Origin of the sequence: Pseudomonas nitroreducens NBRC 12694 (assembly GCF_002091755.1) — a bacterium.
GTDB classification, from domain to species: Bacteria; Pseudomonadota; Gammaproteobacteria; order Pseudomonadales; family Pseudomonadaceae; genus Pseudomonas; species Pseudomonas nitroreducens.
The window spans coordinates 78,927-85,115 of record NZ_BDAI01000017.1 but is presented as its reverse complement, the minus strand read 5'-3'; the positions used below and the strand labels follow the sequence as shown (position 1 = coordinate 85,115).

Annotated in this window: 5 protein-coding genes; 1 reads left to right on the top strand and 4 read right to left on the bottom strand. The window is 62.5% G+C overall.

Annotated elements, in window-relative coordinates; all coding sequences use genetic code 11:
• Positions 1-544 (top strand): HDOD domain-containing protein (locus PNI01S_RS26270; RefSeq protein ID WP_143514273.1); only part of this gene is annotated, 544 nt, incomplete at its 5' end.
• A 67-nt stretch (positions 545-611) separates the two neighbouring features.
• Here the strand turns inward: PNI01S_RS26270 and PNI01S_RS26265 are convergent.
• The 4 genes from PNI01S_RS26265 to arcA form a co-directional block, all read right to left on the bottom strand.
• Complete coding sequence (locus PNI01S_RS26265; protein WP_084359718.1) at positions 612-2,510, bottom strand: beta-ketoacyl synthase; 1,899 nt, start codon at positions 2,508-2,510, stop codon at positions 612-614.
• 266 nt (positions 2,511-2,776) lie between these two features.
• Positions 2,777-3,709 carry a carbamate kinase gene (gene arcC / locus PNI01S_RS26260; protein WP_024762211.1) on the bottom strand — a complete coding sequence of 311 codons (933 nt, stop codon included), beginning with the start codon at positions 3,707-3,709 and terminating at the stop codon, positions 2,777-2,779.
• A 71-nt stretch (positions 3,710-3,780) separates the two neighbouring features.
• Positions 3,781-4,791 (bottom strand): ornithine carbamoyltransferase, encoded by a 1,011-nt coding sequence (locus PNI01S_RS26255; protein ID WP_024762212.1) that lies wholly within the window; start codon positions 4,789-4,791, stop codon positions 3,781-3,783.
• A gap of 141 nt (positions 4,792-4,932) precedes the next feature.
• On the bottom strand, positions 4,933-6,189 hold the full coding sequence (arcA, locus tag PNI01S_RS26250) for an arginine deiminase (RefSeq protein ID WP_024762213.1): 1,257 nt from the start codon (positions 6,187-6,189) through the stop codon (positions 4,933-4,935).

Genomic DNA, 6,189 nt, shown 5'->3' with positions numbered 1-6,189 from the left:
GGATACGGCGCAGGACGTGGCCATGAGCTGCCTGACCCTGGCCAAGCGCATTGGCTACGAGTCGGTGGACGAGGCTTACGCGCTGGGGCTGTTCCACAATTGCGGCATTCCGCTGATGCTCAAGCGCTTCCCGCACTACATGGCGGTGCTGGAGGAGGCGTATGCCAGCGCCAGCGACGAGCGCCGCGTGGTGGACACCGAGAACCGCGTGCTGAATACCAACCATGCGGTCGTCGGTTACTTTACCGCGCGCTCCTGGCGTTTGCCGGAGCACGTCTGCGAGGCCATCGCCAACCACCACAATGCGCTGTCGATCTTCAGCGACGACAACTCCCGTGACACCCAGCTGAAGAACCTGCTGGCGATCCTGAAGATGGCCGAGCATATCTGCGGTTCCTACCGCGTGCTGGGTAACCAGGACGAGGACCACGAGTGGGAGAGCGTGCGCGCGCTGGTACTCGATTACGTCGGGCTCACCGAATACGACTTCGAGAATCTCAAGGGCAGTATTCTCGAGCTGGGCGTGGGGCAGGGGACGTACTGATCGCTCCTGTGGTGAAAGGCATGAAAAAGCCGGGAATCTACCCGGCTTTTTCGTTCAACGTCGGCGATCAGTCGATCATATCGCTGAAGCGCTCGTCCTTCTTGTAGGCAATGGTCTGGCTGAAGCCGGGGACCTGGATGCCCTGGTCGCTGATCTCGATGGCCTGCTCGTCGATCATGTCGTTGCCGAAGTTGTAGATGATGTCGAAACGGCCCTGGGTCGCAGCTTCGTCGTACTGGCGGGCGGCGGCGCGGGTGGCTTCGCGACGGGCCTGGTAGTCGTTGAAGGCAGCATCGCCGTGGCGCTTGCGCAGCATCTTTTCGGTCACCGCTGGGGACAGCAGCACGCCGGTGGCGTTGTTGCCGCCAAAACCCTTGGAGTTGATGAAGCAGACTTCCAGGTCGTTGCGGCGCACATCGGCGTTGGAGAGGGCGATGTGGTCCTTGAAGACGTCGTCGGCGAAGGTGTCCACGGTCTTTATGCCGGGGATGACGCCGTAGTGGAAGGTGCCCAGTGCCGAGATCAACTGGTCGGCGCTGGCGGTGGCCAGGGAGTGGCCGACGAAGGCTTTCACTGCGGTGATCGGCCAACCTTCGATACCGAAGGCGGTAGCGACGCGGTCGAGGATTTCCGACTCGGTCACGCGGTTGGCCGGGGTGCTGGAACCGTGGGCGTGGACGAAGCTGTGCTGGCGCACGCTTTTCTCGCCAACGATCTGCGCGGCGGCGGCCACGGCCTTGGCCATGGTCAGGTAGTTGCCCGGGCCGGGCGCGGAGATGGATTTCTTGAAGCCATCGGCGTTGATGAACACGTCCGGCACAGAACCGTGAATATCGGCACCCAGTTCGAGGGCCAGGGCGTCGTCCATCAGCACCACGTACTGCGCGGACTCGGCCAGGGAGAAACCGCAATTGTCGCCGAACGGGCGGCTGGCGCGGCGGAAGTCGACATCATCGCGGCCTTCGATCAGGCGCAGGCCTTCCTCGGTGGCCAGCGCGCCCATGGCGGCGTAGCCCTCGATGATCTCGGAGGTGATCGGCGCCTCGGCATTGCCGACGATGGCCACGCGGGCCTGGCCGCTGGTGATGACGTCGATGCCTTTCTGCAGGTTATAGAGGAAGGTGGCGCAGGCGCCGGTCACGCTGCCGGTCATGCCGACGCTGCCCAGCACGTAGGCGTTGATGAAGTCGGTGGGCATGCTGTTGAAGCCCAGCGGCAGTTGCTTGGCCGAGACACGGTGGCCGCGCAGGCGCGATTGCAGCAGGCCGCCGAAGCCGTTTTCGTCCAGCTGGCTCATGATGCTGCTGGAGAACACGGCGATTTCGTCAGGCTGCACGGCGTTGCAGATGGTCTGCCAGTCGATGCCGGTGGAGCGCACCGCGTCGGTGGCGGCGACCACGGACATCTGCAGCCCGCGCGGGTGGAAGCGCGAGTTGTACAGTTCGCTCGGCTCGAAGCCGGTGGGCAACTGGCCGGCCGATTTCACCGGCAGCGCGCGGTAGCTGTCGACCTTGAATTCGCAGCTGTCGTGCAGGGTGACGCGGACTTCGCCGCCTTCGGTCTCTTCCACCGACCAGTTGGCCGGCAGCGGCTCGGGCAGTTGCTTGCGCAGGGTGGTGAAGGTCAGCGGGGCGCCGGCGGCATTGACGGTCAGGCTCTTGTGGCAATGCGCGGCGTCGACGTCGAGGTACTGCAGCTCGATGCGACGGATCAGGGTGGACTGGCGAATCTGCTGCCCGAAGCGTTGTTCGATGGCAACCAGATCGAGGGCGTTGCCGTCGGCATCCTGATACTGGCCGTCGATGACTTTCACCAGCTTCATCATCACCGCGAGGCCGGCGAGGGTTTCCTGGCGGGCGGCGCTCTCCATGGATTCGAGGACGGTGCGGCGGAACCCATGGTGGAAGGAACTGCGGCCTGCCGCGTTATATCCACCAAAACCAACGATGACCGGTAGTCGAGACATCTCTCGGAAACTCCTTCAGCAAGTGCATCTTGTGCGACTGGGCGCCAGTTGCGCAGGGAGGCGCGGCCCGGTGGCACAAAGCCAGGCGGTGGCTTCTAGTGATTCGAATGCTTTAGCTGACGAGGATGATGACTGCCGAGTCACGCTTGCGCCAGGAATTGTCGGAAGTAGGCGACGAGTTTCCGGGCAAATCGCGCAGGGGCCTTGAACGAAAACGGGAGCCATGGGGGCTCCCGTTTCAATATTGCCTTTGCTGAGGACAGGACTTAACGGTACTCGATGCCAGCCTTCTTGGTGCTGACGCGGGTGCCGGATTCGCCTTTGGTGATGGCGACGATGTTTTCCAGCGAGCCGATCACTGCATCCTTGCCGGTGGCGCGAGCGAACTCGATGGCTGCCATGACCTTCGGACCCATGGAGCCGGCGGCGAAGCCGAGGCGTTCCAGTTCGTCCGGGTGTGCCTGGGCGATGGCCTTCTGGGTCGGTTTGCCCCAGTCGATATAGGCTGCGTCCACGTCGGTGGCGATGATCAGGATGTCAGCCGACAGCTCCTGGGCCAGCAGCGAGGAGCACAGGTCCTTGTCGATTACCGCTTCGACGCCGGAGAGTTTCTTGCCGGATTCGTCGTACATGGTCGGGATACCGCCGCCGCCTGCGCAGATGACGATGGTGCCTTTCTCCAGCAGCCACTTGACCGGGCGGATTTCGAAGATGCGCTTTGGACGCGGACTCGCCACCACGCGGCGGAACTTGTCACCATCCGGGGCGATGCTCCAGCCTTTCGCCTTGGCGAGGCTTTCGGCCTCTTCCTTGGAGTAGACCGGGCCGATGGGCTTGGTCGGGTTCTGGAAGGCCGGGTCCTTGGCGTCGACTTCGACCTGGGTGAGGATGGTGGCGAACGGCACTTCGAACGGCAGCAGGTTGCCCATTTCCTGTTCGATCATGTAGCCGATCATGCCTTCGGTTTCGGCGCCGAGAACGTCCAGCGGATAGGGAGCGACCTTATCGTAGGCCGCGCCCTGCAGGGCCAGGAGGCCGACCTGCGGGCCGTTGCCATGGGCGATCACCAGCTCGTTGCCGGGAGCGACCTTGGAAATCTGTTCGGCAGCAATGCGAACGTTCAAGCGTTGATTGTCAGCAGTCATGGGCTCGCCACGACGCAGCAGGGCATTACCGCCCAATGCGACGACGATACGCATATTCAGTACCTCCGAAAGAGTGGAAACGCGCCCGGACCGGCGCTTGTGGCGCGGCCCGGGGCGGCCCGGCATTACATGTCGGCGAGGGTCGAAACGAGGATTGCCTTGATGGTGTGCATGCGGTTTTCCGCTTGCTCGAAGGCAATGTTGTACGGGGATTCGAAGACGTCTTCGGTCACTTCGATACCGTTCTTCAGGTTCGGGTACTTGGCGGCGATTTCCTTGCCGACCTTGGTCTCGCTGTTGTGGAAGGCTGGCAGGCAGTGCATGAACTTCACGCGCGGGTTGCCAGCGGCTTTCATCATGTCCATGTTGACCTGGTAGGGCAGCAGTTCGTTGATGCGCTCGCCCCAGGCTTCCACCGGCTCACCCATCGATACCCAGACGTCGGTGTGGATGAAGTCCACGCCCTTGACGGCGACTTTCGGGTCTTCGGTGATGGTGATGCGGGCACCGCTTTCTTCGGCGAATTTCTTGCAGGCGGCGACGTGCTCGTCGGTCGGCCAGAGTTCCTTGGGAGCAGCGATGCGCACGTCCATGCCGAGCTTGGCGCCGATCAGCAGCAGGGAGTTACCCATGTTGTTGCGGGCGTCGCCCAGGTAGGCGTAGCTGATGTCGTGCAGGGGTTTGTCGCTGTGCTCACGCATGGTCAGCACGTCGGCCAGCATCTGGGTTGGGTGGTATTCGTCGGTCAAGCCATTGAACACCGGGACGCCGGCGTATTTGGCGAGCTCTTCGACGATTTCCTGCTTGAAGCCACGGTATTCGATGGCGTCATACATGCGGCCCAGTACGCGGGCGGTGTCCTTCATGGACTCCTTGTGGCCGATCTGCGAGGAGTTCGGGTCGATATAGGTGACGTTGGCGCCTTGGTCATAGGCGGCGACTTCGAAGGCGCAGCGGGTGCGGGTCGAGGTCTTCTCGAAGATCAGCGCAATGTTGTTGCCTTTCAGGTGCTGTTGCTCGGTACCGGTGTACTTGGCGCGTTTCAGGTCGCGGGACAGGTCGAGCAGGTAGCGCAACTCGCGAGTGCTGTGATGCATCAGGCTGAGCAGGTTGCGGTTGTGCATATTGAAAGCCATGTTCGTTCTCCTTGTGGGATGGAAAGCTGGGCCTCGTCAGTACAGCTCGTGGCTGGCGGGGCAGGCGGCCCTGGCTTGGGCCGCCTTTTTCAAATCAATGCGCTCTGTGGGTTGTAGTCGCGTTCTTGTCCGTACCGTCGATCAATAGTCGATCGGGTCGCGGATGATCGGGCAGGTCATGCAGTGACCGCCGCCACGGCCACGGCCCAGTTCGCCGGCGCTGATGGTGATGACTTCCACACCGGCCTTGCGCAGCAGGGTGTTGGTGTAGGTGTTGCGGTCATAACCGACCACCACGCCCGGCTCCAGGCAGACCACGTTGTTGCCGTCGTCCCACTGCTCGCGCTCGGCGGCGAAGCTGTTGCCGCCGGTTTCGACCACGCGCAGTTTCTTCAGGCCCAGCGATTCGGCGACGACGGTCATGAAGTCCTTGTCTTCGCGCTGGACGTTGATGCCGTAGGGGCTCTTCTCGTCCGGGCGCAGGGTGAAGGCGACGATCTCTTTCACCACTTCCGGGAAGACGGTGACCAGGTCGCGGTCGCAGAAAGTGAAGACGGTGTCCAGGTGCATCGCGGCGCGGGACTTGGGCAGGCCGGCAACGATGACTTTCTCCGCTGCGCCTTTGGCGAACAGTGCCTGGGCGACCTGGCCGATGGCCTGGCGGGAGGAGCGCTCACCCATACCGATCAGTACGACGCCGTTGCCGATGGGCATGACGTCACCACCTTCGAGGGTGGACATGCCGTGATCCTTGTCCGGGTCGCCGTACCAGACTTCGAAGTCGGCGTTGACGAATTCCGGGTGGAACTTGTAGATCGCGGTGGTCAGCAGGGTTTCCTGACGTCGCGCCGGCCAGTACATCGGGTTCAGGGTCACACCGCCGTAAATCCAGCAGGTGGTGTCACGGGTGAACTGGGTGTTGGGCAGCGGCGGCAGCAGGAAGCTGGAATGACCGAGGTAGTCACGGTACATCTTCAGCGCCTTGGCGCCTTCGCTTTCGGGGATGTCGTCAGCGGCCACGCCGCCGATGAGGAATTCCGCCAGTTTGCGAGGTTCCAGGCTTTCCAGCCAGCCGCGCAGTTCCTGGGTCAGGCCCACGCCGACGCTGTCATTGGTGATCTTGCGATCGAGGATCCACTTGAGGGCTTCGGGGTTCTGGACGGTCTCGGTCAGCAGGTTGTGCATTTCGAGGACGTCGATGCCACGCTCGCGCATCTTGGTGACGAAATCGAAGTGGTCACGCTTCGCCTGGTTCACCCAGATAACGTCGTCGAACAGCAACTCGTCGCAGTTGCTCGGGGTCAGGCGTTGGTGGGCGAGTCCGGGCGAGCAGACCATCACTTTGCGTAGTTTGCCAGCTTCAGAATGGACGCCAAGTTTGGTTTTTTCCGTGCTCAT